Below are 25164 nucleotides of genomic sequence, written 5' to 3'. Positions count from 1 at the left end.
CATCGGCTGGGCGCGCAGGTGGTTTCGCGCGAAGGACACGATAGAAAGGACCCATGCCGGAGCCTGAGGCCCCCGTGCGGGGTGTGGACGACGTGGACGAGGTGACCCGCGCGGTGCTGACCGCGTCGCGGTTGCTGGTGGCGGTCTCCGCCCGTTCACTCTCCGCGGTCGAGGAGCGGGTGACGCTCCCGCAGTTCCGGATGCTGGTGGTGCTGTCCACGCGGGGTGCCACCAAGCTGGTCGCCCTGGCCGAACTGCTGCACGTGGCGCCGTCCACCGCCATGCGCATGGTGGACCGGCTGATCACGGCCGGTCTCGCCGACCGGCAGACCAATCCCGACAATCGCCGGGAGACCCTGTTGCGGCTGACCGGCGAGGGCCGGCGCACGGTGCGGGAGGTCATGACCCGGCGCCGCGCCGACCTCGCCGAGATCGTCGAACGGCTCGACCCCGGCCAGCGGGTGGCGCTCGTCGAGGCGCTCACCGCCTTCAACGAGGCGGGCGGGGAACCTCCTGATCCTGCGGACGACCGCGAGTCGCATCCGTTGGGCTGGGCGGACGCCGAGCTGGGAAGCGGAGCCTGACCACTCTGCCGGTACGTGGTCGGTCTCGTAGGAACCGAGGGGCAGTCAAAGGGCCGTCACCCCAACGACGGGTTGGACGTCGAGTTGGCCGTCGCATCGGGCGTCGGCGGGCCGGGCGTCTTGATGTTCAGGTCCGGACGGGGCTTGAGGACCACGACCGGTGCTCCTGGCTGAGGCGGGGGCGGGGTGGTGTCGTCCTTGGGAAGCTTCGGCGGGGCGGTCTGCTGGAAGTTGTTCTGGTCGAAGTTCACCAGCTCGGTCTTCTCCAGGATGGTCATGTGGTCGAGAACGGTGGCATTGGCCAGGTCGGCGAGCTGACGGATCATGCTGTTCTGGGTGGAGGCGCGGATCTTGGCGATGACGGGGAAGATCTGCCCATGCGTGACGCGCATGATGCTGACGGCGGTGGAGTCGAACTGCTTGCCGCTGCTCCCGTCCACGGTCGCCACGAACTGCTGCTGCTGCGGAGACGCCTGGTTGGGCAGCGTGATGCCCAGCTCCGGGGCGATCTGACGGCACATCTCATCGAGGTTGCCGTGCCCGACGACCAGGTGCTTGCCGGCCTCCTTCATGGCCGCGGTCGTGCCGCGCTCCATGGCCAGCTCACCGAGGGGGTACTCCCACAACCCGGCCGCGCGCACCTTGACGACGAAGTCACGGTCGGCCTCGGTGATCGGCCCGTACCGGGTGTTGGCGACGATGCGCTCCGTGTTCGTGGACGCGTTCTCCACTCCCAGCATGGCCGGGTAGGCGAGAGCACCGAGGGTCAACGTCAGGCCGCCCACCACGAAGACGGTTCCCGCTACGTTCCGTGACATGCGCATTAATTCCTCCTGGCGTGACTGGCTCGGACGACAGGAGGTACGGATACGGCACGGGGTGCGATCATTGCACCGGGTAAATTTTGCCGTCCCACGCGTGATTTACGCCACACGCGTGTTCAGAGTTGCGAGCGGTACAGCGCGAACTGCGCGATACGCGCGGCCCGGCGCGACCGCGTGACCCGCAGCCGCCAGCGCCGCGCCCGCACCGGAGCCGGCAGCAGCAGGATCCGGCTCGCACCGAGCGTGCCCGCCTCGGTGACCCGCTGCCAGGTGCCACCTCTTTGGGCCTCGATGACGACGCTCTCCACCTGCTGCCCGTACCGGATGTCCTCCGCGAGCCGTATCCGGTCCACCTCACGGGCCGCGCCCAGGTCGACGGTGACCGTCCCCGGCGAGGTCGTCACCCGCGCCCCGCGCGCCAGATCCTCCGGCAGCTCCCGGTCGACGCGCTCGCGGAACTCCCGCAGCCGGGCCACGTCGGCGGCGGGCAGCAGACCCTGGGTGTCCGGCGGGATGTTGAGCAGCAGCACCGAGTTGCGGCCCACCGAGCGGAAGTAGATGTCGGTCAACTGCTCGACGGTCTTTGGCTGTTGGTCCGCGTGGTAGAACCAGCCGTCCCGGATGGACACATCACTCTCGGCCGGCCACCACTGCAGGAAGTCCGCCACCGGCTGCGCCGCGACCAGCGCGTCCCGGCCGCCCATGTCGGGCGCGTCGTAGGAGAGCGCGAAGTCCATCCGCCCGTTGTCCTTCTCGGTGACGGGTACGACGCTCCACTCGTTCTCGCGGGCGCTGCCGCCCTCGTTGCCGACCCACCGGACGTCGGGCCCCGACACGGCGATCGAGGCGTCCGGCGCGAGCGCCCGCACCAGCGCGTACCAGCTGTCCCAGTCGTACTTCTCTACCTTGTCCGGCGGTATGCGGCCCTGGGCGCCGTCGAACCACACCTCGTCGACGGGCCCGTACTCGGTGAGCACCTCGTAGAGCTGGTTGAGCATGTGGGCGCCGTAGTCGGTGGCGGGGAGCGTGAACTGGGGCCCGCCAGAACGGTCGTCGTCGGCCACCGGCGTCGGGATCGTCCGCTCGTAGCGCGCGCTTCCGTTGGCGTACACGCCGTCCAGGTACTGGTTCTCGTCGGCCGGGGAGATGTAGACGCCGACCTTGATGCCGTACCGCCGCATCGAGTCGGCGAACGAGCGCAGCACGTCACCCTGTCCGTCGCGCCAACTGCTCGACGCCACCGTGTGGCTGGTGTAGCGGGACGGGTAGAGCACGAAGCCGTCGTGGTGCTTGACCGTGAGGATCGCGAGCTTGAAGCCGCCGTCGCGCAGGGCACGGGCCCACTGGTCGGTGTCGAGGCCGACGGGCTGGAAGACGTCGGGGTCCTCGTCCCCCATCCCCCATTCGAGTCCGGTGAAGGTGTTCACGCCGAAGTGCAGGAAGGCGGTGCGTTCGAGGCGCTGCCAGGCGATCTGCCGATCGGTGGGCCGCACTTGCGAGGCCTTGGCGACCAGTTCCTCGGGGGTGTCGTCAGGACTGACGGGGATGCGGTGGTCCGGTTCGGCCGCCGGTCCGCCGGGGGCCGCGAGGGCGAACGAGGTGCTGCCGGACGCGGCGAGAGTGGCGGCTGCCGTGACGAAGAGACGTCTGGAGAGTGGCATGGGGCTGGAACTCCTCAGGTCATAGGAGGGTCAAGGAGTGTTCAGGGTCCATACGGCGGGGCTCTGCCGGTCCGGCGGGTACTGCACGAGCCGTCCGTCGTCCGTCACGTGCACGGCCATCTGCGTGATCGCGTTGACGAGCCGGTAGCCGCCCTGCGCGGGCACCAACTGCCAGCGCTGGAGGGTGTTCGTGGCGTCGCAGGTCTGCTGGGTCACTTCGACGCCGGGCTGGAGCGGCACGTTGAGGGTGAGCTTTCCGCCGCGTACTTCGAGACAGCCGTTCGCGGACTTCAGTGTCACGTAACCGTCCGGGGTGCGCCGCACCTGGGCGTCGAAGGACCTGAGGGCCGTACGGAAGGTGTACGTCCCGTCCGCGACCGGCACCCGTGTGAGGTCCCGCCAACCGGGTGCGTGGCCCACGGCCGCCGCGCGAGCGGTGAAGTCGGCGTAGGTGGCGTCGGGATGCGGGCTGCCCCAGGTGGCCTGCGCGATGTGCCGCAGCGCCGGATCCGTGTCGACGGCGACCTCGTTCTCGGTCTCACCGCGTCCGTTGTCCGGCCAGAGGCTGATCTTCGCGCCCGTGATGCCCTCGCGCGAGGTGAGCTGCTCGCCCTCGAAGATGCGCGGGTCCCAGCTCTGGTCGTACAGCGCCTCGGTGTCCGTGTGGAAGCCGCCGCGCACGAGATAGAGGGCGTACGCCGCGTTCATCAACGGGTAGCCCTGAGCGACGAGTTCGCTCGGCTTCACCGCCACGTTCAGCCAGTGCTCGACCGTGGTGCCCGCGGTGACCGGCACGGTGTTGGCGCCGGTGAGGCCGTCGTTCCAGATGCGCAGCTTCTTGCCCTTGCCGGCCGTGTAGGCGTGGACGCGGTTGACGAAGTCGATGAACGCGTCCTGCGGGGTGGCGTTCGCGCCGTACTTCGCCCTGGCGTACTCCAGAACGTGCGGGTACTTGGCGAAGTCCGAGCCGAGCATGTACTCGTCTGCGCCCATGTGCCACGACTTGGACGTGAAGACCTGCGCGTACTCGTCCATCAGGCTCGTGTAGTAGTCGAAGGCCTCAGGCTTGGTGATGTCGAGCCGCGACGGCTGCTTGTTCCCGTCGGAGTCGGTCAGTTGGAGATCCGGACGGTTCTCGATCCAAGGGTCCATATGTCCCGGGGAGTTGATCTCCGGGATGATCGTGACGTGGTACTTCTCGCCGAGCGCGACGAGGCGGCGTATCTCGTCCTTGGTGTAGTAGCCCCAGGTGTTGGCCTCGGGGTGCGCGTCGCTCTTCACCTTCAGTTCGAGGAGCAGCTGGTTGAGCTTGTGGTACGCCATGTCGCGTACGAGGTTCTCGAGCCAGGCCGTCGTGATGTGGATGTAGCAGGCGCAGACGCCGACACCGCGTTCCTTGTACTGCGGGACATCGACGGTGCGGCCCGCGGGCACGCGGTCGCTCTGGGCGAGGAGTTGGAGAATCGTCCGGGTGCCGTAGAAGGCTCCCGTCTCGGTTGCGCCTGTCACCGACAGTCTTTTGCCCGCGCGGAGTTCGTAGCCCTCCTTGCCCAGCGCGGACTTGGACGGCGCGATGTCGACAACGATGTCGCCGGTGCGGGCGCTCCCGCTCATCACCGGGATGGAGCCGTGACCCGCCGCACGCAGATCGCCGGCGAGCGTGTCGGCGACACGGCGCTCCACGGGGCTGTCCGCGATGAGGCGGGCAGAGCTGCCGTACTTATAACTGCCGGATTCCGCCGTCCAGTCGGACAGGGCGGGAACGGTGACGGGAGGCTCCGCCTCGGCCGCCTGCGCCGCCGGGACGGGCGCCGCGAGCAGCAGCAGAGCCGCAAGGACTCCGAGGACCCGGCGTCTTGGATACCTACTCAAGGACGACCTCATGGACGACTCCAATCATCGGACGTCTGAGCATTGGGCTGCCCCCAGGGACTGTCAATGGGGTGGGCTACCAGCCGAGTTGGGCGAGTGGTCGGATGACCTGGCGCTCTGTGGACATCACGGGCAGAGCGGCGCACGAAAGTCCAAGAAGCCCGCCCGATTGTCCAAGGCCGACAGCCCCTCGACGCGGCGCCCCGACCCGGGGCACAGTTGCTCTTCATACTCGCGAGTAAGTTCAAGCGTCGTCCGTACTGGACCACCGACAAGGAGCGCCCGTGACCAGCTGGGTCGGCCGCACCGCCGCCGAGATCGCCACAGCCGTACGCGAGAAGCGGGCCACACCCCGTGAGGTGGTGGCCGAGCATCTCGCGCGGATCGAACTGCTCGACGCCCGCGTGGGCGCCTTCCGGCAGCTGCGCGCGGCGGCGGCACTCGCCGAGGCCGACGAGGTGGCGGCCCGGGCCGACCTGGCCGAACTCCCGCTCGCGGGCGTGCCGGTGGCGGTCAAGGACAACCTGGCCGTACGCGGCGAGTCCACCCGCCTCGGCTCCGCCGCGACCCCGGACACCCCGGCCGCCGACGACCACGTCACGGTGGCCCGGCTGCGCGCCGCGGGCGCGGTCGTCGTGGGCCTGACGAACGTGCCGGAACTCGGCGTCTTCGGCACCACGGAGGGCGTGCACGGCACCGCCCGCAACCCGTGGGACACGACGCGCACGGCGGGCGGCTCCTCCGGCGGCAGCGCGGCCGCGGTCGCCGCCGGGCTGGTGCCCCTCGCGCTGGGCAACGACGGGATGGGGTCGCTGCGCATACCGGCCGCCAACTGCGGGCTGATAGGCATCAAGCCGGGCTCCGGTGTGGTCCCGGCGGGCATCGGCCACGGCGACTGGTTCGGCCTGGCCGAGAACGGGCCGCTCGCGACGACGGTCGAGGACGCCCGGCTGATGTTCTCGGTCCTGGCCGCCACCGACGCCGTATCCGCGCGGAAGCCCGCCAACCGCAAGATCGCCGTCTCCGTGCGCAGCCCGCTGGTCGGTGTCACCATCAGCCGGCCCTACGTGACCGCGACCAGGGAGGCTGCTCAACTGCTGGCCGGGGCAGGGCACCGGGTGCGGCGCGCCGATCCGCCGTACCCCCTGTGGCTGGGTACGACCGCGCTCGCGCACTGGACGGCGGGGACGGCGCTGGAGGCCGAGGGCCTCGACCGGCGTCGGCTCACGCGACGGACGCGCGTCCACGCGGCCCTGGGGCGGCGCTTCATCGGCTCGGTGCGCGAAGGCACACGCAGGGAGCAGCTCCGCACGCGTATGGAGCCGTTCTTCGCGGAGCACGACGTGCTGCTCACGCCGGCCCTCGCACGGCGGGGGCCCGCCGCCGCGGCCTGGCACGAGCGGGGCTGGCTGCGCAATCTGCTGGCCAACACGAACTACTCGCCGTTGACTCCGCCGTGGAACCTGACGGGCTGGCCGGCGATGGCGGTGCCGTTCGGGACGCTGCCGTCGGGTGCCCCCTGCGCCGTACAGCTGGTGGGCAGGCCCGGCTCGGAAACGGATCTCCTGGAACTGGCCGGCCAGTTGGAGGAGTTGCGCCCGTGGCGACGCACTGCGCCACTGGCGTAGGCAGGGTCCCACCCGGCGGCTAATCGGCTTGCTCGGGGCGTCTCCTGATGACGAGGATGGCGCCATGCCTGCCTTCACCGCCGACGACGGAACCGAACTCGCCTTTCATGTCATGGGTGAGGGCGAGCCGCTGCTCTGCCTGCCCGGCGGTCCCATGCGCGCCTCCGCCTACCTGGGCGATCTCGGAGGGCTGTCGAGGCATCGGCAACTGGTCATGCTCGATCTGCGGGGCACCGGTGACTCCGGCGTCCCGGCCGACCCGGCCACGTACCGCTGCGACCGGCAGGTACCCGACGTCGAGGCCCTGCGCCGCCATCTCGGCCTCGAACACGTCGACGTGCTCGCGCACTCGGCGGCCGGGGACCTCGCCCTTCTGTACGCGGCCCGGCATCCCGAGCGCGTACGAACCCTCACGCTGGTCACCGCCCGTGCCCGCGCCCTCGGCGTCGACTTCACCGACGAACACCGGCGGGAGGCGGCCGCCCTGCGCGCGGCCGAGCCGTGGTACGGCGCCACCCGTGACGCCTTCGAGAGGACGTTGGCCGGTACCGCCACCGACGCCGACTGGGACGCCGTCGCCCCGTATTTCTACGGGCGTTGGGACGAGGCGGCCCAGGCACACGCTGTGCTGGACGTCGCCCAGACCAACGAGAAGGCCGGGGAAATCTACCCCTCGCCCGACGCCTTCGACCCGGCGACCACGCGCGCCGCCATCGCCTCTCCGGCGGCTGAGCGGGGGCGCCTACCGGGAGGGTGGGTTCGGTTCGTGGGCGACTGCGGGTCCGTCGTGGCTGGTCGCGCAGTTCCCCGCGCCCCTGAAGGGACGCTCCCGGCGCCGTCCGCCATCATGCTCGCCAGCCCCGACGAACCCCGCACTTGCCCACCGGCGGGAGGGGGCGTGGGCCGGTGCGTCGTACGCCCGTCGCGTAGGTTCGGTCTCAGGCCACCCGCACCGTGTACCAGCAAAGGGCCGTATGCCCACCCTGCGACGGGCTGACGCACCGGCCCACGGCCCCGCACCCACCACTAACCCAGGGGCGCGGGGAACTGCGCGACCAGCCACAACGAGTCCGCAGCCGACCGACCGCCGGAGGCAACCCGCGTCAAAGCGCCCGGTACATGACGTGCAGTCCGACCAGCCCGTGTCGTGGGTCTTCGTACGCGTCCGGGACGGTGCCAAGGACGGTGAAGCCGAGCGAGGTCCACAGCTTCACGGCGGGGTTGGTCTCCACGACGGCGTTGAACACCATGCCCCGGTAGCCCTCGGCCTTCGCCGTGGTCAGGACGTGTTCGGCGAGGCGGCGGCCGATGCCGCGGCCTGCGTGGTCGGGGTCGACCATGAAGCCGGCGTTGGCGATACGGGCCGCGGGGCCACCGTAGTTGGGCGTGACGTAGGCCGAGCCGACGACGGCTCCGGTGTCGTCCTCGGCGACGTACACGCGCTTGCCCGGCGCCATCCACAGGGCGCGGGCGTCCTCTTCGGAGGTGTCCGGGTCCCAGGCGTAGGTCTCGGCGGCGGCGACGATGCGGTGCCAGAAAGGCCAGATCCGCGGCCAGTCGTCGGCCGCGGCTTCTCTGATCAGCATGGGCGTGAGTCTGGCACGCCCATGCTGTCAGCGATCGCGCTGATCCCTAGGGGAACGTCTCAGTCCACGCTGGGCAGGATGTGGGGCTCCGCGAGGTCGTCCTCGTAACCCGCCAGGCGGATCGGGGCCGACCTGGACCACACATCGAGGCTGCCGAGCGTCTCCTCGGGCCCGCTGCCTTCGCGCTCCGTGCGTTCCTCGGGGCGTTGATCGCTGTTCGTCGTCTCCGGTGTCACCGCGCACTCCTTATGTGTCGGGTCACCCTCGGGGCGTGCAGGGCCAGTCTGCTGCCGGTCGCTCGACGCCCGCTCGGGTCTGGTTAGGCAGTACGGACGCGGTGGCGCCGGTAACTCATGTGAGAGCAGGCCGTGGTGACCGGCTTGTCCCGGGACGGACCGTGGGTGTGGTGGGACCCAATTATGCTGTCCGTCCGGTACAGGGTACCCAAATGAGCGGGGGTCCGCTCGATGGGGCTGAAAACAAGAGGTAACTGTTTCGAGTCGATCGGCGACAAGGGGCCATCGGGCACACCGTTTTCCCGTGGTTGTCCACAGGCACGGAGCCACTCGTCCGGCCCTGTGCCAACATGATCAAACGCACCCATTGTCATGCGAAGGAGCCCGACATGGCCGCCCAGCAGGTACGCGGGGTCATCGCCCCCGGCAAGAACGAGCCGGTTCAGGTTCGCACGATCCTGATCCCGGACCCGGGTCCCGGCGAGGCCGTGGTCCAGGTGCAGGCCTGCGGGGTCTGCCACACGGACCTGCACTACAAGCAGGGCGGGATCAGCGACGAGTATCCGTTCCTGCTCGGCCACGAAGCCGCCGGGATCGTCGAGTCGGTCGGCGAGGGCGTGACCGAGGTGGCGCCCGGCGACTTCGTGATCCTCAACTGGCGTGCGGTGTGCGGCCGGTGCCGGGCCTGTCTGCGCGGACGGCCTTGGTACTGCTTCGACACGCACAACGCGCGGCAGAAGATGACGCTGGAGGACGGCACGGAGCTCTCCCCGGCCCTGGGGATCGGCGCCTTCGCGGACAAGACGCTGGTCGCGGCCGGGCAGTGCACCAAGGTGGACCCGGCCGTGTCCCCCGCTGTCGCGGGTCTGCTCGGCTGCGGGGTGATGGCCGGAATCGGCGCGGCCATCAACACCGGCTCGGTGGGCCGCGGCGACTCGGTGGCCGTCATCGGCTGCGGCGGCGTGGGCGACGCGGCGATCGCCGGGGCCCGGCTGGCCGGTGCGGCGCGGATCATCGCCGTCGACATCGACGACCGGAAACTGGCCACCGCCCGCACGATGGGCGCCACCCACACGGTGAACTCGAAGGAGACCGACCCGGTCGAGGCCATCCGCGAGCTGACCGGCGGTTTCGGGGCCGACGTGGTCATCGAGGCGGTGGGCCGCCCTGAGACGTACAAGCAGGCGTTCTACGCCCGCGACCTGGCGGGCACGGTGGTCCTGGTCGGCGTCCCGACACCGGAGATGAAGCTGGAGCTGCCGCTGCTCGACGTCTTCGGCCGAGGCGGCGCGCTCAAGTCGTCCTGGTACGGGGACTGTCTGCCCTCGCGCGACTTCCCGATGCTGATCGACCTGCACCAGCAGGGGCGTCTCGACCTGGCGGCCTTCGTCACCGAGACGATCGAGCTGGACGCGGTGGAGCAGGCCTTCGACCGGATGCACGAGGGCGATGTGCTGCGTTCGGTGGTGGTGCTGTGATGGCCGCCCGCATCGACCACCTCGTCACCTCCGGCACGTTCAGCCTGGACGGCGGCACATGGGACGTGGACAACAACGTCTGGATCGTGGGCGACGACTCCGAGGCCGTGGTGATCGACGCCGCCCATGACGCCGACGCCATCGCCGAGGCGCTCGGCGACCGCCGCCTCGTGGCTGTCGTCTGCACCCACGCCCACAACGACCACATCGACGCGGCTCCGGCCCTGGCCGCCCGCACCGGCGCACCGATCCTCCTCCACCCCGACGATCTCCCGCTGTGGAAGCAGACCCATCCGGGCCGGCTGCCGGACGGCGAGCTGGCCGACGGACAGCGGCTGTCGGTGGCGGGCACCGAGTTGACCGTCCTGCACACTCCGGGCCACGCCCCGGGGGCCGTCTGTCTGCACGCCCCGCAGCTGGGCACCGTCTTCACGGGCGACACCCTTTTCCAGGGCGGTCCTGGCGCCACGGGACGTTCCTTCTCCCACTTCCCGACGATCATCGACTCGATCCGGGAGCGGCTGCTGGCCCTGCCGCCCGAGACGACGGTCCGCACGGGCCACGGCGACTCCACGACGATCGGCGCCGAAGCCCCGCACCTCCAGGAGTGGATCGACCGGGGGCACTGATGCTGCCGCGGGTGCTTGGGACGGCCGCGGGTCCTTGAGACGGCCGTGAGCCCTTGGGACGGCCGTGGGGCGCACTCGGTTCGCAGTTCAGATCCTGTTGGTTCGGTTGAAAGCTGGCCATGATCTGCTGGCGCCGGACAACGGCCTTTCTCGCCCGCAGGGAGGACTGGCGCATGGAGCTGCGCAGCGTCGATGAGCTGATGGATCTGCTGCACGCCTGCCAGGGGGTCAGAGGCGCCCCGGGCCCCAGCGGCAAGGGGGTCGATCTGCACGATCATGCGCTGCAGACCGCGGCGCTGCTGCGGCGCGGCCATCCCAGTGACAAGGAACTCCAGGTGGCCGGCCTGGTGCACGGCATCGGGCAGCTGCTGCACCCCGGCGACAAGGCCGGTCACGCGGACCACGCGGCGGACGCCGTACGTTCCCTGCTCGGCGAGCGGGTGGCCCGTCTCGTACGCCGGCAGGCCGCCCCGTGGGACGACGGTCCGTTCGACGACGACCTGCTGTCCCTGCGGCAGGCGGACGAGGCGGGCAAGGTCGCCGGGTTGAACGCCGGAGTCCTTGAGGACTGGCGCACGGTCCTGGAACTGGTGGCGGCGCGCGCCACCGTCCGCCGCTGACACTGATGCTGACGCGGAGGACGCCTGGTGCCGTCGAGGTCTGGTAGCTGACGGTCCGTCATGAGACCGTACGCGGATGACATCGCCGTACGGGCTTGCGGGCAAGGCCGCGATCGTCACCGGGGCTTCGCGCGGGATCGGGCGGGCGGTCGCGGAGGCGCTCGTCCAGGCGGGCGCGCGGGTGTGTGTGACCGCGCGCGATCCGGGCGGGGTGAGCCGGGTCGCCGAGGAGCTCGCAGTCGTCGGGCTCGCGGGCTCGGTCGCCGAGCCGGCGCATCTGCGGGAGGTCACGGAGCTGGCGCTGCGCGAGTTCGGGCGGATCGACGTCGTGGTGAACAACGCGGCGACGAACGAGCCGTACGGACCGCTCATGGACGCCGACCCGGACCGCTGGCGCGAGGCGTTCACGGTCAACGTCGAGGCGCCGCTGCGACTGGTGCAGTGCGCCTGGCGGGCGTGGATGGCCGAGCACGGCGGCGCGGTCGTGAACGTCTGCACGGAGGGCGCCGCCCACGTGGGCCCTCAGGTGGGCGCGTACGGCACGAGCAAGGCGGCCCTGCTGCACCTCACCCAGCAGCTCGCGGGCGAGCTGGCCCCGAAGGTGCGGGTCAACTCGGTCTCCCCCGGCCTGGTCCGCACCGAGATGGCCCGCTTCGTCTGGGAGCGGGCCGAGGACGAACTGGCCGCCGGGCTGCCCCTCGGCCGCATCGGCGAGCCGGAGGACATCGCCCGGGCCGTGGTGTGGCTGGCCTCGGACGCGGCGGAGTGGATCACGGGCGCGGACCTGCTGGTGGACGGCGGTACGCGGGTACGGGCGGCCCACACGGCGACGGCGTACGCCGTCCACGAGCGCCTGCGGTCACAGGCGCCGTCGGATGCCGACAGCCGCGCGTCCTGACACGGCCGAGCACGACACGATGTGCACAGGGGTGCCCGAGATCAAGGCGGCGACGCGATTGCCCCCAATAGGGCAACAGGCCCGCGGAGGGCCTGCACGGAGTCGAACCACGAAGAACGCGTTGCCATCGCACCGGGCACCCTCACGGTAGGACAGCGGCTCCCGCACGGGCCACCGGATTACCGCGGGCGGGCGGCCCTACCACTTGCCGGGCGCGTAGTCCTTCAAGAACACCCCGTACAGGTCCTCGCCCTGCTCCCCCCGCACGATCGGGTCGTACACCCGGGCCGCCCCGTCGATCAGGTCGAGCGGGGCGTGGAAGCCCGCGTCGGCGAGGCGCATCTTGTCCGGGTGGGGGCGCTCGTCGGTGATCCAGCCGGTGTCGACGGCGGTCATCAGGATGCGGTCCTTCTCGAACATCTCCTGGGCGCTGGTGCGTGTGAGCATGTTGAGCGCGGCCTTGGCCATGTTGGTGTGCGGGTGCCCCGCGCCCTTGTAGCCGCGGCTGAAAACACCCTCCATGGCGGACACGTTCACGATGTACGTGCGATGGGCCCCCGAGGCCGCCATCGCGGCGCGCAGCCGGCTGATGAGGATGAACGGCGCGGTGGAGTTGCAGAGCTGGACCTCCAGCAGCTCGACCGGAGTGACCTCCTCGACCGCCTGGATCCAGCTGTTGGTGTCGTGCAGGTCGGGCACGAGACCGCCCGCGTCGATGGCCGTACCGGCGGTGATGCGCTCCAGCGAGGCCGAACCGGAGACCAGGGCGAGGTCGGTGACGTCCTGGGCGGTCAGCGCGCCGCCCCCGGCGGCCGGCAGCGCGGCCACGGCACCGGAGCCGAAGGTGCCGATCACCTCGGCGGGCGGCAGCTCGCCCGCCGGGAGCGGGGCGGACTCGGCGGCGAGCAGCTCGCTGTAGGCACCCGGGGAGCGGCGTACGGTCTGGGCCGCGTTGTTGATCAGGATGTCCAGCGGGCCCGCGGCGGCGACGGAGTCGGCGAGCGCGACGACCTGGGCGGGGTCGCGCAGGTCGATGCCGACGATCTTCAGGCGGCCGATCCACTCGTCGCTGTCGGGCATGGCCTTGAAGCGGCGGATCGCGTCGTTCGGGAAGCGCGTGGTGATCGTGGTGTGCGCGCCGTCGCGCAGCAGTCGCAGCGCGATGTACATGCCGATCTTGGCGCGGCCGCCGGTGAGCAGCGCGCGCTTGCCGGTGAGGTCGGCGCGGGCGTCGCGGCGGGCCCGGTTCTCCGCGGCGCACTTCTGGCAGAGCTGGTGGTAGAAGTAGTCGACCTCGACGTACCGCGTCTTGCAGATGTAGCAGGACCGCGGCCGCTGGAGTATCCCCGCGACCTGCCCGGCCTCGATCGCGGACGACGGCAGGATGCCCTCGGTCTCGTCGTCGATGCGCTGCGCTGAGCCCGTCGCCGTCGCCTCCGTGACCGCCTTGTCGTGGGCGGTCTTGGCGGCCCGCCGCTCCTGACGGCGGCGCTGCTTCACCGTGCGGTAGATCCCCGCGGTGGCGCGGCGCACGGCGACGGCGTCGGGGTGGTCGACCTCCAGCTTGTCGAGTTCCTCGAGCACGCTGAGGCAGACGGCCAGCCGCTCCGGGTCGATGCCGGGACCGTACGAGGCCTGTGCCACCTCTGCCGCGTCCACGGCGGGGGTCGCCTGGCTGTCCTCTGTCACCGTCATCACTGTTGCCGTTTCTCGGGTTCCGCGCCGCGCTCGAACCGCGCTCGCTTTCGAAGGCGGAATTTTACGGAGCGCGGGGCGAAGTAACCAAACCCGAGGTGATCACCGCCCTTTTCAGGGTGCGCAGGCGACGTTCAGCGCCTCCACCTCCGCGATCACCGCCTTGGCCAGCCGGTCCAGGTCCGGCACGGCCTCCGCGTCGGCGACGAGCCCGTAGTGGACACGTCCGCGGAATGTAGAAACCGCGACCGCCAGGGACTGGCCGCGGGCGAGCGGGGCGAGCGGATAGACCTCGGTGAGCGGGCAGCCGCCGAGCTTCAGGCCGAGGCTGGGCAGCGGCACGCTGGTGACCAGGATGTCGAAGAGCAGCCGGGCCGCCTGGCCGACGACGGGACCGCCGAGCCGGTGCCCAAGCGGCAGCACATGGTCGGCGAGCAGGGCGACGGCGCCGGCGCCCCGGTTGGGGCCCGCGTCCTTGTTGTGGTTCATGGCCGTCCGCACCGTGTCGAGGCGGCCGAGCGGGTCCGGATCGTCGACGGGCAGCCTGATCAGATAGCCGGAGAGCCGGTTGCCCTGCGGTTGCGCGGTGCGCGGGCGGCGCTTGGAGACGGGGATCAGGGCGCGGGGCGCGACGCCCTCGCTGCCGTCGCCGCGCTCGTCCAGCCAGCGGCGCAGGCCGCCCGCGACGATCGCGATCAGGACGTCGTTCACGGTGCCGCCGACACTCTTGCGGATCTTGTGCACCTCGTCGAGATCCAGGTTCACGCCCGCGATGCGGCGGGTGCCGGTCGGCTGCGAGACCAGGGCGGACGAGGACCGTACGCCCAGGGTGGCGCGGGCGACGGAAGCGCCGATGTCGAGGGCCCGGCTCACGTCGGAGAGGGTGCCGCGGACGAGGCCCGGCAGTTTGCGTACGTCCGGGAAGAGGCCCCGTGACGGCTCCTCGGGACGTGGGCGGGGCGCCGGCAGGTCCATTGGGTCCATGATCGCTGCCGCGAGCGTCAGCGCCCGCAGTCCGTCGGCCAGGGCGTGGTGGAACTTGAACAGCACGGCGAACGAGGTGCCGTCCACGCCGGGCAGCACATGCGCCTCCCACGGCGGCCTGCCGCGCTCCAGAGGGCGCTGCATGAGCGCGCCCGCCGAGTCGTGGAAGTCCGCGGTCGGCGCGTGCAGCCGGACATGGTCGAGCGGATCGAAGTCGGGGGCGGGCTCGCGGGCCGCGCCCCCGAAGGCCAGCGGCTGCCCGAAGGAGAGCGGCTGCCATACGTCACGGATCCGCATCCGCAGCCCCGGTACGCCCGCGGCGCGGGCCGCGAGCAGGTCGGCGGCGTGGGCGCCCGCGGCGGGCGAGTGGGTCTCGAAGACACCGAGGGCGCCGAGGTGCATGGGGTGCTCGGCGGACTCGATGTTCCAGAACGCCAGGTCGAGTGGTGCAAGCAGGTCAGAGGTCAATGGCTTGCTCTCGCGTCGACGACGGGTGAGCAAGCAGTCAACCCCCCACAACCGATTACGGTCAAGTACGATCAAGCTACGCACAGTTAACAGCAGATTAAGTCCCACCCCTCTGAGAGGGGTGGGACTCATGTGGTTCATGAGGTCGTTTCAGCGCAGGTGAAGCGGCCTGAGCGGCCGCCTCGGGGCAGGCGGCCCGCCCGCTCACCGCGATGATGAGCGGGCGGATCAAGCCCCGCGCGTCGGTCGCGGAATCAGCCAGAAGGCCGTCGCCCGGGCTGACGCGTCCGCCGTCGGGTCACGCGGCCGGGCAGCCCGCCGGAGCCGCCCGGGACGCGTCCTGGATCAGTGCCTCGTGCGCCGCCTTCAGACGGGGCACATCGGGCTTGATCACCTTGCGGTCGTACGTCAGGAGACCGTTCAGTTCGCCCTCCACATCGGATATCTGGGTGTAGACGGCGCCGTTGCTGCCCCGGCAGACCAGTGCGCGCACCTCGTCGAGCTTGGCCAGATAGTCGTCGGTGTAGGTCGCCGGGTCGACGTCGACGTACGACTGCTGGACCGACCAGGCGTGTCCTGGCACGGCAAGGCCGAGACCGCCGTACTCGCCGCTGACCAGCGCCCGTTTCCCGTCGGGGGCGGGTGGCAGCGCCGGGCTCGGGTAGCCATGCTCGTCCATGAGGTCGCCGGCGTTGCCGTCGGCCCCGAGGTTGAGGCCCGACTGGCCGTTGACCAGGCGCGTCGGGTCCCAGGACTTCGCCTGGTCGGCGATACGGCCCATGTCGTACTGGCCCCAGCCCTCGTTGAAGGTCACCCACATGACGACCGACGGGCTGCTGATGTGCTCGTCGATCATCTGCTTCATCTCGCGCTCGTACTGGGCGCGGGACGCGGCATCGGGATTCACTCCGGCCTCCATCGCGGGCATGTCCTGCCAGACCAGCAGCCCGAGCCGGTCGGCCCAGTAGAACCAGCGGTCGGGCTCCACCTTGATGTGCTTGCGGACCGAGTTGAAGCCCATCTCCTTGTGCATTCGCAGGTCGTACGCGAGGGCCTCGTCGGTGGGCGCCGTGTGCAGGCCGTCGGGCCAGAAGCCCTGGTCGAGCGTGGCCATCATGAAGACGGGCTCGCCGTTGAGGACGGTGCGCGGGGTGCCGTTCACCCGCTCCACGGCGATGGACCGCATCCCGAAGTAGCTGCTGACGCGGTCGCGGCCGACGCTCACCTCGAGGTCGTAGAGGAACGGGTCGTCCGGCGACCAGAGCCGAGGCTTCGGGATCTTGAGGCTGAGGGGCCCTCCGGTACGGCCGCTCACCGTGGCGACCTTCCGTTTCCCTTCGTACGCCGTTGCCGTGACCGGTACTCCGTCGCGGACCCCGCCGACGTCGACCGTGAGCCGGCCGCCCGCGACGTCAGGGGTGAGCTTGAGCGAGTCGACGTGGTCGGCGGCGACCGGCTCCATCCACACCGTCTGCCAGATGCCGGAGGACGAGGTGTACCAGATGCCGCTCGGGTCGAGGCGCTGCTTGCCGACGGGCGGGTTCTCGCCGTTCGCCGAGTCGGTCGGGTCGTAGACGCCGACGATCAGCTCCTGGGTGCGGCCGGGCTTGAGCGCGTCGGTGATGTCGGCGCTGAACTTGTCGTAGCCGCCCTTGTGCTCGGCGACCTTGACGCCGTTGACGTAGACCTCGGACTGCCAGTCGACGGCCCCGAAGTTGAGCTGAAGCCGCTTGCCGGAGCCGATCTTCCAGTCGGAGGGGACGCTGAAGGTACGGCGGTACCACATGCGGTCCTCGTGCCGTTCGATACCCGAGAGCTGGGACTCCACGGGGTACGGGACGAGGATCCGCTCCTTGAGGTCCTTGCCGACCGGGGGGCGCTCGCCGGCCTCGGCCGCGGCGAACTGCCAGCGCCCGTTCAGGTTCCGCCAGGCGTCACGCGTCAGCTGCGGCCTCGGGTACTCCGGATGGGCGTTGCCCGGACCCACTTCGTCGGCCCACTCGGTGCGCAGCTGGTACGTGGAGCGGTTGGCGCCGCTGCTCCAGAAGGCTCCGACGACGTTGCCGTCCGAGCCGGCCAGACCGCCCTCGCCGTCGTAACGGAGGTCGACGGTGCCGCGGGCGGTGCCGGTCTTGTTGCCGACGACGGGTTCCTTGAGCGCGACGAGGAGGGCTCTCGGGTCGGCGGGGTCCACCGTGGCCGTCCCAAGAGGCCATGCGGCGCCGCCGATGACAGCCTCCAGGTGGTCGGTCAATCCGGCCGGGGGCGCGGCGAGGTTCTGTGCGAAGTCGAGCCTGAGGGTGCGGCCGTCCTTGAGGACCGTGGTCGCGACGGCTCCGTCGTAGTCGTATCCGTCCGGGAGCCGGAAGGCGGACTGCGGAACGGCCTCCTTGCTGCCGCCCGGCGGGGTCCAGCGGAGGTGGAGATTCGAGCCGCCGTAGTGCTCGAAGTACTCGACCTTGATGTCGTAGGCGCGCCCCGCGGTCAGCTCGACGGGCTGACCGGTCTGTTCCCTGTCCCAGTCGTCGACCCAGTGGTCGATGACGAGCTTCCCGTCGACCCACAGCCGGAAGCCGTTGTCGCCGATGACCGAGAAGGTGTGAGGGCCGGTCTTCTCCGGCACGATCTTCCCGGTCCAGCGGACGCTGACGTCGTCGGATCGTCCGGTGGCGAAGTTCAGCCGTGGTTCGAGGTTGTCGAAGTCGAGCTTCGGGTCGAATCCGGTGGCTTTGAGCTCGTGGAAGTCGAAGGCTCCGGGGGCGGACTGGGTGTAGTACTCGCCCTTCAGGCCGTGGATCTCGGCGGGGTCGTCGGCCGCGGTCGCGGCGGGCGCTGCGGTGAGTCCCGCGAGGGCGAGGCCCACGGCGAGGAGTAACGCGAGTCGGTCTCTGAGTCGTCCGGGTTTTCCGGGTCGTCTGATGCGCACGGGTTCCTCCTTGGTTGAGGAAGGTGGCGGCTCGTCGCTCCAGGCTGGATAACGTTGTCAGGAACGGCAGTTGGCATGACAGCACGGATCCCCGCACTTTGTCCACGGACATGACAAACGGCCCCGGCGCGTGTTCCGCACCGGGGCCGTCTCCGTGATCGTCACGACACCTGCTGGCCCTTCCCCAACGCGATCACGCCGCCCTTCGAGACCGTGTACAGCACATGGTCACGTTCCGGGTTGACGCCGATCGTCGCTCCAGGGGGCACCTGTACGTTCTTGTCGAGGACCGCGCCGCGTACGATCGCGCCCCGGCCGATGTGGACGTTGTCGTGCAGTACCGAGCCCTGGACGACGGCGCCCGGGTCGACGACCACGCCCGGCGAGAGGACCGAGCGGGTGACCTGGCCACGGATGAGGCAGCCGGCGCTGACGATCGACTCGCTGGCGATGCCGCCGGCGTTGAAGCGGGCGGGCGACAGCTGGCCGGAGTGGGTGTAGATGGGCCAGCTGCGGTTGTAGAGGTTGAAGGCGGGCCGCTCGGCGATCAGGTCCATGTGGGCGTCGTAGTACGCGTCGAGGGTGCCGACGTCACGCCAGTACCCCTGGTCGCGCACGGTCTCGCCGGGCACATGGTTCTCACTGAAGTCGTAGAGCTGGGCCTCGCCGCGTTCGGTGAGCATGGGCAGGATCGAGCCGCCCATGTCGTGCACGGAGTGCTCGTCCTCGGCGTCCCGTTGCAGCGCCTCGATCAGGGCCTTGGTGGTGAAGAGGTAGTTGCCCATGGAGGCGAACACGCACCCGGGGTCGTCCGGGAGACCGGGCGGGTCGGCCGGCTTCTCCAGGAAGCTCTCGACGGTCTGCCCGTCGGATCCGGGGGCGATGACCCCGAAGGACGACGACTCGCCCCGCGGCACACGTATCCCCGCGACGGTCACGCCCGCCCCGCTCTCGATGTGCTGCTTCAGCATCTGCCGCGGGTCCATGCGGTAGACGTGGTCGGCGCCGAACACCGCGATGTACTCGGGCTGCTCGTCGTGCACGAGGTTCAGCGACTGCAGGATCGCGTCGGCACTGCCGAGGTACCAGCGCGGGCCGAGCCGCTGCTGGGCCGGGACCGGCGTGACGTAGTTGCCCAGCAGGCTGGACATCCGCCAGGTCGTGGTGATGTGCCGGTCCAGCGAGTGCGACTTGTACTGCGTCAGCACGCAGATGCGCAGGATGTCGGCGTTCACAAGATTGGAGAGCACGAAATCCACGAGGCGATACGTTCCGCCAAAAGTCACAGCGGGTTTCGCGCGGTCGGCGGTCAGGGGCATCAGTCGCTTGCCCTCACCGCCCGCCAGTACGATTCCCAGCACCGAAGGTCCACCGCGTCGCATGCCGCCGCCCCTCTACCGCCCGGTTGTGCCGCTTTCTTTTACTCCACTGTCTGAGGACTACCCCTTGAGGAGCTCCTCGTACAGCTGGACCGTGCGCCGGGCCACCGCGTCCCAGCCGAACTCCCGCACCGCCCGTTCCCGCCCGGCCTCGCCCATGCGTCGGGCGGCCGTGGGATCGGCGAGCAAGGAGTCGAGGGCGCGCGCGAGCCGGGCCTCGAAGTCGTCGTCGGCGGAGACGAGTAAACCGGTCTCGCCGTCCTCAACGACCTCGGGGATCCCGCCGACGCGCGAGGCGACCACGGCCGTGCCGCACGCCATCGCCTCCAGGTTGACGATGCCCAGCGGCTCGTACACCGAGGGGCACACGAACACGGCGGCGTGCGTGAGGAGCTGGATCACGTCCGGGCGCGGCAGCATCTGCGGGATCCAGAACACGCCCGCGCGTACGCGGCTGAGTTCCTGGAAGAGGCCGCGGAACTCCTGGTCGATCTCCGGCGTGTCGGGGGCGCCCGCGCACAGGACGACCTGGGCTGCCGGGTCGATGTCCCGGACCGCGCGCAGCAGGTGGGGCACGCCCTTCTGGCGCGTGATGCGGCCGACGAACAGGACGTACGGGCGGTCGGGGTCGATGCCCACGCGCTCGAGGACGTCCGTGCCGTGGTCGGGCTGGTAGAGGGAGGTGTCGATGCCGTTGTGCACGACGCGCACCTTCGCCGGGTCCAGGGCCGGATAGCAGCCGAGGATGTCCTCGCGCATGGCTCCGGAGACGGCGATCACGGCGTCGGCGGCCTCGATCGCGGTGCGTTCGGCCCAGCTCGACAGGGCGTAACCGCCGCCGAGCTGCTCGGCCTTCCAGGGGCGCAGCGGCTCCAGGGAGTGGGCGGTCATGACGTGCGGGATGCCGTACTGGAGCTTCGCCAGGTGGCCGGCGAGGTTGGCGTACCAGGTGTGCGAGTGGACCAGTTCGCGGCCTTCGAGGCCGGCGGCCATCGAGAGGTCCACGGAGAAGGTGCGCAGCGCGTCGTTCGCGCCGTCGAGCGAGGACCAGGGCCGGTGCCGTACGACTCCGCCCGCGACGCCCTCGCCCCAGCAGTGCACGTCCAGGTCGGTGAGGGGCCTCAGCTCCCGGGCGAGGAACTCGACATGGACGCCCGCGCCGCCGTACACGTCCGGCGGGTACTCCCGGGTCAGCAGGCCCACTCGCACCCGGTACCCCCTGTCTCAGCGGCTGGTTCCCACATGGTCACCCAGAACAGGCCTCCTGGGGAAGAGCGCAGTGACAGCAGGGTCAGGATCGGCGCGATGGACGGGCGCGACCTGCGGACACGCGACCTGACGAACACGGAAAGTGACCGGGGTCGGGATCCATGGAAATCGAGTAGACCAAACGGGCATACCGGCTGGAGCATGGGAGTTGTACGCGGTGTCACCCAACCTGGGGAGGACGGGGCGAAGGTCGTACTCCATCGGCAGTAGGACCCAATGCCTTCTCCAGCATGACGACGCGAGCGCCTTGGAAGGGCATCGTTATCACCATGAACACCGACCGATCGCCGCGCCGGACACCTCGTCGACCGGAGCGCGCCAGCCTGCCGCAGAGGAGGGTCCCATGAGCGCCCTCGCTTTGTCTGTGCTGCTGTCGCTCGTGTCCGCCGTCGCCTACGCCGGCGGCGCGATCGTGCAGGAGCGGGTCGCCGAGGCGACGCCGGAGTCGTACGCCCCCATGCGTCGGCCGGCCTGGTGGGCCGCGGTGGGCCTCAACGGCCTCGGCGGACTGCTTCATGTCGTGGCGCTGGCCTTCGGACCCCTCAGCCTGGTGCAGCCGCTGGGCGCGCTGACCATAGTGTTCGCGCTTCCCATGGCGGCTCTCTTCGTCCGCCGCAAGGCCGGTGCGACAGCGTGGCGGGGCGCCATCATGGCGACGGTCGGCCTGGCCGGACTGCTGTCACTGGTCGGCACGGCCGACTCGCAGTCTCTGGACAACTCCCAGCAGCTGGCGGTGGCCCTGGCCACCGGCGGTGCGGTGGTGGCGCTGATGACGGCCGCCCGCGCCGCACACCGGCACCCGGCGGTGCGCAGTGTGCTGCTGGCGGTCGCATCCGGTGTCGCGTTCGGTATGTCGTCGGTGTTCACGAAGACCGTCGCGGTGGACTGGACGGGCGGCATCTCGCTCGGCCTCCTGCCCACTCTCGCGGTGATCGGCGTCCTCGCGACGGCGGGCATGCTGCTGTCGCAGGCCGCCTACCGGGGCGCGGGACTCGCGGCGCCGCTGGCCACGCTGACGGTCGTGAACCCCGTCGTGGCGGCGGCGGTCGGCATCACGATGTTCGGCGAAACCTTCCGCTACGGCTCGACGGGCACCGCCCTCGCGCTGGGCTGCGGTGTCGTCGCCGCGGGCGGCCTCATCCTCCTGACGACGGAGCGGATCAGCGGCACGGAGCGTACGGAGCCGGTCCCGGCCCAGCCCGCCACGGCGGCCTCGGCCCCGGCTGCCGACGAGGCAGTCGTACTGCCCGAGCAGCAGACCGCCGAGGTGGAAGGACTGGTCGCCGCCACCGCGGTGGTGCGGGACGAGGCGCCGCTCGCGCCCGCCGCGGTCGTGGTGCCGACACCCGTGGTCGCGCGGGAGGCCGCCCACCTGGCGCGTACCGGGTCCAACGGACCCCCGCCCGGCGATACGCCGGACGGCGGAGACGAACGGCCCCGGTACGGCCCGTACTACGACGGCCCGTACATGCCGCTGATACCGGTGCCGCTCGTGGTCGGATCCCGCGTCAAGTCCTGACATCGGCCGTACTCCGCCGTGCGCCGTACGGAAACTGATGTCCGGCGTCCGCGTCAGAAGCCGTCAGAGACTGACGCCACCCGCGCGCAGATAGGCGACCGGATCGATGTCGCTGCCGAAACCGGGCCCCGTCCGCACCTCGAAGTGCAGATGCGGGCCCGAACTGTTGCCCGTGGAGCCGGAGCGGCCGATGCGCTGTCCGCTCACCACTCTCTGCCCGTCCTTCACGGAGATCGCCGACAGATGGGCGTACTGGGTGTAGCGGCCGTCAGCGTGCCGGATCACCACCTGGTAGCCGAAGGATCCGCCCCAGCCCGAGGTCACGACCTGGCCCGCGGCGACCGACTTCACCGAAGTGCCGGTGGGCACCGGGAAGTCGACGCCCGTGTGATAGCCCTTCGACCAGGAGGAACCCGTCGCGCGGTAGGCAGTACCGGTGCCGGCGTCCACCGGCGCGGTGAGGGTCCTGGCCGACTCGCGGGGCTTGGTCTCGGCCTTCTCTTCTTCCTTCTTCTTCGCAGGGGCCGTGTCGGACACCGGTGTGCCGGAAGGGGCCTTGTCCGGGGCCTTGGCGCGCAGGCTCAGCTGCTGGCCGGGGACGATCATGTTCGGGTCGGCGCCGATGGTCTTGCGGTTGGTGTCGTACAACTGCCGCCAGCCGCCCTGGACTTCACGGGAGCCGGCGATGCCGGAGAGCGTGTCGCCGCGGACGACGGTGTACATCTCGGCGCTGCCCGCCCGGGACTGGGGCGTGGTCTGCGGCTGTACGTCGCGGACGGTGCGCTGAGGTTTCCGGTCCTGGGTGCCCGACGGGTTGATGTCGGGGGTGTCGCCGCCCCGGGTGAGACCCGCGCGCACCGAGCACACCGGCCAGGCGTTGGGCCCCTGCCCCTTCAGGACCTTCTCGGCTATGGCGATCTGCTGGTCCTTGGTGGCCAGGTCGGCGCGGGACGCGTAGGCCGTTCCGCCGAACGCCTCCCAGGTGGACTGGCTGAACTGCAGTCCGCCGTAATAGCCGTTGCCGGTGTTGATGTCCCATTTGCTGCTGGACTCGCAGGCGGCGACCTTGTTCCAGGTGTCCACATCGGCCGCGTCGGCTACGCCGGTGGCTATGAGGGGCATCGCCATTCCGGCGCCGCCCGCCGTGACCGTGAGCGAGGCTCGGTTGATCCTGTTCGGCTGATACCGGCGGTGCCGGCCCCGTACGGCCATGGAATAGCCCCCTCGACATACGTCAGCAGCGGCAAAAGTAGACGCCGCGAACAGGCCATGACAAGGCGGCAATCAGCCGCTCTGTCCGGCCAAGTGACCAGTAATGCACCCTGGTTGCTGTGGCGGCTGAGGCAGAACGGCTCGCCGTGCGTACACACCGTCGGCAAGTCAGGATGGTCAGTGGGGCGATACTGACGGGCACCACCGTTCTTTTTCAGGACCTTTAGGAGCCAACCGTATGAGCACTTCAGCGCAGATCGGCGTGACGGGTCTCGCGGTCATGGGGCGCAATCTCGCCCGTAACTTCGCACGCAACGGGTACACGGTCGCCCTGCACAACCGGACGGCGTCACGGACGCATGCGCTGGTGGAGGAGTTCGGCAGCGAGGGCGACTTCATCGCGGCCGAGACCGCCAAGGAGTTCGTGGCGGCACTCGAGCGGCCGCGCCGCCTGGTGATCATGGTGAAGGCCGGCGAGCCGACCGACACGGTGATCCGGGAGTTCGCCCCGCTCCTGGAGCCCGGCGACATGATCATCGACGGGGGCAACGCCCACTTCGCGGACACCCGGCGCCGGGAGCGCGAACTGCGCGAGCAGGGCCTGCACTTCGTCGGCGCGGGCATCTCCGGCGGTGAGGAGGGTGCGCTGCACGGGCCGAGCATCATGCCGGGCGGTTCGGTCGAGTCGTACGGATCGCTCGGTCCGATGCTGGAGAAGATCTCCGCGAAGGCGGCCGACGGGACGCCCTGCGTCTCGCACGTCGGCCCGGACGGCGCCGGTCACTTCGTGAAGATGGTGCACAACGGCATCGAGTACGCGGACATGCAGCTGATCGGCGAGGCGTACCAGCTGCTGCGGGACGTGGCGGGCTACTCCCCCGCTCAGATCGCGGACATCTTCCGCACCTGGAACACCGGGCGCCTTGACTCCTACCTGATCGAGATCACCGCCGAGGTGCTGTCCCACGTGGACGCGGCCACGGGCAAGCCCTTCGTGGACGTGGTCCAGGACCAGGCCGAGCAGAAGGGCACGGGCCGCTGGACCGTGCAGATCGCGCTGGACCTGGGTGTGCCGGTGTCGGGTATCGCGGAGGCGGTCTTCGCACGGTCGCTGTCGGGCCACACGGAGCTGCGCGAGGCCTCGCGCGGGCTGGCCGGGCCGAAGGCGGCGCCGCTCGGCGAGTCGGAGGCGGGTGCCTTCGCCGACCAGGTGGAACAGGCGCTGTACGCCTCGAAGATCGTGTCGTACACGCAGGGGTTCCACAAGATCGCGGCGGGCAGCGCGGAGTACGACTGGAACGTCGATCTGGGTGCGGTGTCCTCGCTCTGGCGCGGCGGGTGCATTATCCGCGCGGCGTTCCTTGATCGGATTCGGGCCGCGTACGACACCAGGCCGGATCTGCCGAGCCTGCTCTCCGACGCGACCTTCGCCCAGGAGATCGGCGCAGCCCAGGACGACTGGCGGGCGGTCCTTGCCACGGCCGTTCAGCAGGGCGTTCCCACGCCGGGCTTTGCCGCGGCTCTCTCGTATTACGACGCGTTGCGTGCGGAGCGGTTGCCTGCGGCGCTTACGCAGGGGCAGCGGGACTTCTTCGGGGCGCACACGTATCGGCGTGTGGACCGGGAGGGGTCGTTCCACACGCTGTGGGGTGGGGATCGGTCCGAGGTGGCTGGCTAAGAGCTCGGGGGGTATGGG

At 70.4% G+C, this 25164-nt stretch carries 20 protein-coding genes; 9 read left to right on the top strand and 11 right to left on the bottom strand.

Going from position 1 to position 25164, the window contains the following annotated elements; genetic code table 11:
* Positions 1-53 precede the first annotated feature (53 nt).
* Positions 54-584, top strand: a complete 531-nt coding sequence (locus G5C60_RS17860) for a MarR family winged helix-turn-helix transcriptional regulator (RefSeq protein WP_165260357.1) — start codon at positions 54-56, stop codon at positions 582-584.
* A gap of 56 nt (positions 585-640) precedes the next feature.
* Here G5C60_RS17860 and G5C60_RS17855 read toward each other — a convergent pair whose 3' ends face one another.
* From G5C60_RS17855 to G5C60_RS17845, 3 genes are all read right to left on the bottom strand, one after another.
* Positions 641-1408 (bottom strand): DUF4142 domain-containing protein, encoded by a 768-nt coding sequence (locus G5C60_RS17855; protein ID WP_206439663.1) that lies wholly within the window; start codon positions 1406-1408, stop codon positions 641-643.
* Positions 1409-1524: 116 nt separating this feature from the next.
* Positions 1525-3069 carry an alpha-L-fucosidase gene (locus tag G5C60_RS17850; RefSeq protein ID WP_165260353.1) on the bottom strand — a complete coding sequence of 515 codons (1545 nt, stop codon included), beginning with the start codon at positions 3067-3069 and terminating at the stop codon, positions 1525-1527.
* Between the two features lie 30 nt (positions 3070-3099).
* A complete protein-coding gene (locus G5C60_RS17845) occupies positions 3100-4953 on the bottom strand; it encodes a family 20 glycosylhydrolase (protein WP_165260351.1) in 1854 nt (617 codons plus the stop codon).
* 272 nt (positions 4954-5225) lie between these two features.
* Between G5C60_RS17845 and G5C60_RS17840 the strand changes: the two genes are divergently transcribed.
* A complete protein-coding gene (locus G5C60_RS17840; RefSeq protein WP_165260349.1) occupies positions 5226-6569 on the top strand; it encodes an amidase family protein in 1344 nt (447 codons plus the stop codon).
* A gap of 64 nt (positions 6570-6633) precedes the next feature.
* Entirely contained in the window at positions 6634-7566 is a 933-nt protein-coding gene (locus G5C60_RS17835; protein WP_165260347.1) for an alpha/beta fold hydrolase, read from the top strand.
* A gap of 106 nt (positions 7567-7672) precedes the next feature.
* Here the strand turns inward: G5C60_RS17835 and G5C60_RS17830 are convergent, their stop codons facing one another.
* Positions 7673-8155, bottom strand: coding sequence for a GNAT family N-acetyltransferase (locus tag G5C60_RS17830; RefSeq protein ID WP_165260345.1), 483 nt, complete (start codon positions 8153-8155; stop codon positions 7673-7675).
* 59 nt (positions 8156-8214) lie between these two features.
* Positions 8215-8391, bottom strand: coding sequence for a hypothetical protein (locus G5C60_RS17825; protein WP_165260343.1), 177 nt, complete (start codon positions 8389-8391; stop codon positions 8215-8217).
* A gap of 389 nt (positions 8392-8780) precedes the next feature.
* Here G5C60_RS17825 and G5C60_RS17820 point away from each other — a divergent pair, with 389 nt between their 5' ends.
* The 4 genes from G5C60_RS17820 (at position 8781) to G5C60_RS17805 (ending at position 12016) form a co-directional block, all read left to right on the top strand.
* Entirely contained in the window at positions 8781-9869 is a 1089-nt protein-coding gene (locus G5C60_RS17820) for an S-(hydroxymethyl)mycothiol dehydrogenase (RefSeq protein ID WP_165260341.1), read from the top strand.
* Entirely contained in the window at positions 9869-10498 is a 630-nt protein-coding gene (locus G5C60_RS17815; protein ID WP_165260339.1) for an MBL fold metallo-hydrolase, read from the top strand. The genes G5C60_RS17820 and G5C60_RS17815 overlap by 1 nt, the downstream gene beginning before the upstream one ends.
* A 173-nt stretch (positions 10499-10671) precedes the next feature.
* Positions 10672-11118, top strand: a complete 447-nt coding sequence (locus G5C60_RS17810; protein ID WP_165260337.1) for an inositol oxygenase family protein — start codon at positions 10672-10674, stop codon at positions 11116-11118.
* Positions 11119-11194: 76 nt separating this feature from the next.
* The gene (locus tag G5C60_RS17805) at positions 11195-12016 is read left to right on the top strand and encodes an SDR family oxidoreductase (protein WP_165260335.1); all 822 of its coding nucleotides are present in this window, start codon (positions 11195-11197) and stop codon (positions 12014-12016) included.
* A 198-nt stretch (positions 12017-12214) separates the two neighbouring features.
* On the opposite strand, the gene G5C60_RS17800 is transcribed toward G5C60_RS17805, so the two are convergent.
* The 5 genes from G5C60_RS17800 to glgA all read right to left on the bottom strand — a co-directional run bounded on the left by G5C60_RS17800 (position 12215) and on the right by glgA (position 20677).
* Positions 12215-13711, bottom strand: a complete 1497-nt coding sequence (locus G5C60_RS17800; RefSeq protein ID WP_165260333.1) for an SDR family NAD(P)-dependent oxidoreductase — start codon at positions 13709-13711, stop codon at positions 12215-12217.
* A gap of 114 nt (positions 13712-13825) precedes the next feature.
* Positions 13826-15163 (bottom strand): wax ester/triacylglycerol synthase family O-acyltransferase, encoded by a 1338-nt coding sequence (locus tag G5C60_RS17795; protein ID WP_165260331.1) that lies wholly within the window; start codon positions 15161-15163, stop codon positions 13826-13828.
* Positions 15164-15461: 298 nt separating this feature from the next.
* Positions 15462-18089 carry a PA14 domain-containing protein gene (locus G5C60_RS17790; protein ID WP_338145851.1) on the bottom strand — a complete coding sequence of 876 codons (2628 nt, stop codon included), beginning with the start codon at positions 18087-18089 and terminating at the stop codon, positions 15462-15464.
* Positions 18090-18250: 161 nt separating this feature from the next.
* Positions 18251-19471 (bottom strand): glucose-1-phosphate adenylyltransferase, encoded by a 1221-nt coding sequence (gene glgC / locus G5C60_RS17785; RefSeq protein WP_165260329.1) that lies wholly within the window; start codon positions 19469-19471, stop codon positions 18251-18253.
* 57 nt (positions 19472-19528) lie between these two features.
* The gene (gene glgA / locus G5C60_RS17780) at positions 19529-20677 is read right to left on the bottom strand and encodes a glycogen synthase (RefSeq protein ID WP_165260327.1); all 1149 of its coding nucleotides are present in this window, start codon (positions 20675-20677) and stop codon (positions 19529-19531) included.
* A 403-nt stretch (positions 20678-21080) separates the two neighbouring features.
* On the opposite strand from glgA, the gene G5C60_RS17775 reads away from it, so the two are divergent.
* Positions 21081-22256, top strand: a complete 1176-nt coding sequence (locus tag G5C60_RS17775; protein ID WP_206439662.1) for a DMT family transporter — start codon at positions 21081-21083, stop codon at positions 22254-22256.
* 63 nt (positions 22257-22319) lie between these two features.
* Here the strand turns inward: G5C60_RS17775 and G5C60_RS17770 are convergent, their stop codons facing one another.
* Positions 22320-23468 (bottom strand): transglycosylase family protein, encoded by a 1149-nt coding sequence (locus tag G5C60_RS17770; RefSeq protein WP_165260325.1) that lies wholly within the window; start codon positions 23466-23468, stop codon positions 22320-22322.
* Between the two features lie 238 nt (positions 23469-23706).
* Here G5C60_RS17770 and gndA point away from each other — a divergent pair, with 238 nt between their 5' ends.
* On the top strand, positions 23707-25146 hold the full coding sequence (gndA, locus tag G5C60_RS17765; protein WP_165260323.1) for an NADP-dependent phosphogluconate dehydrogenase: 1440 nt from the start codon (positions 23707-23709) through the stop codon (positions 25144-25146).
* The last annotated feature ends 18 nt before the right edge of the window (positions 25147-25164 follow it).

Origin of the sequence: Streptomyces scabichelini (assembly GCF_011045015.1) — a bacterium.
In the GTDB taxonomy this organism is placed as follows: Bacteria; Actinomycetota; Actinomycetes; order Streptomycetales; family Streptomycetaceae; genus Streptomyces; species Streptomyces scabichelini.
Note: the sequence above shows the minus strand (reverse complement) of the source record. Positions and strands in the feature narration are given on the sequence as shown.